This window comes from Maribacter sp. 4G9 (assembly GCF_002742265.1).
Taxonomy (GTDB): domain Bacteria; phylum Bacteroidota; class Bacteroidia; order Flavobacteriales; family Flavobacteriaceae; genus Maribacter.
Genome location: NZ_MDGL01000012.1, coordinates 1 through 1,276 on the forward strand (window position 1 = coordinate 1; position 1,276 = coordinate 1,276).

Here is a 1,276-nt window from a genome sequence, read left to right on the forward strand (position 1 = left end):
TTTCGCATGTCTATCTGCTTGTTCGCCATGGTGCTTTTTAACAAAAAAAGCACTTAGACTTTTTACAGATAGATCTAATCTAAAGGTGGGTCACTTTGGCCCGGCGGGAGTGGGTCACTTTCCTCCGGCCAGCTATGGTCACTTTAACCCGGCGAGGGTGGTATACTATGTCCGGCGTTTCCATTTTGATAGGTATTTACGGCTTTATCATAGTTATTAATAATATTCTTTGAGAGATTACGAACGTGCATAATAGCATTACGCATTTTTTCTACAGGACCCAATTTTTGGTTTATAGAGTACAAAAAGGATAAATGTCTTTCTTCTGAAATAGCTCTACTGGCTAATTTTTGCTTAAAATTATCAAAGGATTGAATGCTAACATCCTGCAATAAATCGGCAATTTTATCTGCTTTAATTTTTTGAGGTTCTGTAAAGCTTGCATAGTGATTAAACAATATATAAAACAAACCATTTTCGTGATTCTTTTCTATTACCTCATCATTTAATGCCTCTGATGGTCGTATGCCAAAATCTTTAAAAAGCTCATTATTTATCCTTTTATTATCATAATTAAGAATGTATGTGATTACATTTCTTAAATCCATTTCCAACTCTATAATTTCCTCGTAATATTTAACTGCTAATTTTTTTAACAATTCATCATTAACCTTTAATAATGAAATTATTCTCCCTTCTTGGTATAAAGAGTCTAAATAGGATAAGAATATTTCTCTTGGGTCTGTATCTCTAACCTCTAACTCTGGAAAATCTACCGTAAAAACCGTAACAAAAGTTTTGTTAGGCAACACTATTTGCTGTTGTATTGAAAAAAACTCTTTTACATCATCTTCTGAAAGGTCATATTCTTCACCAATCTCATCTGATAGTGGACGCCAAATAAATTGTGAAGGCAAAGCTTCTTCGTGATGTATTTGAACTTTAACCTTATACATTGTCTACCAAAATTAAGTCTTCAATTCCCTTTTTTGCTTCAATTAAAGCTTGCTGTGAATCATTTAAAAGTTCTCTTACTCTATTACGTAATTCCCTTATTTCATATGAAATTAACTGTTGGGTTTCTTTTGAAGGTATTGGTGGAAAGGACGGTCAAAGTGAACCACTAAAAACGGATTAAAGTGAGCATAGCAAACTAAGTGCTCAAAATCGATTCCATTGTGGTTAAATTTACTATTTATTTATTTGTTTTTTACGCATTGATTCTCCCTTTATATTGATTCTATGTGCGGTGTGAACCAGTCTATCTAAAATGGCA

At 33.0% G+C, this 1,276-nt stretch carries 2 protein-coding genes; both read right to left on the reverse strand.

Features of this window, described 5'->3' with window-relative positions:
- Positions 1-143 precede the first annotated feature (143 nt).
- Positions 144-956 carry a hypothetical protein gene (locus tag BFP75_RS01710; RefSeq protein ID WP_099542957.1) on the reverse strand — a complete coding sequence of 271 codons (813 nt, stop codon included), beginning with the start codon at positions 954-956 and terminating at the stop codon, positions 144-146.
- A 235-nt stretch (positions 957-1,191) separates the two neighbouring features.
- The gene (locus BFP75_RS22240) at positions 1,192-1,272 is read right to left on the reverse strand and encodes an ATP-binding protein (RefSeq protein WP_262497583.1); all 81 of its coding nucleotides are present in this window, start codon (positions 1,270-1,272) and stop codon (positions 1,192-1,194) included.
- Positions 1,273-1,276 lie beyond the last annotated feature (4 nt).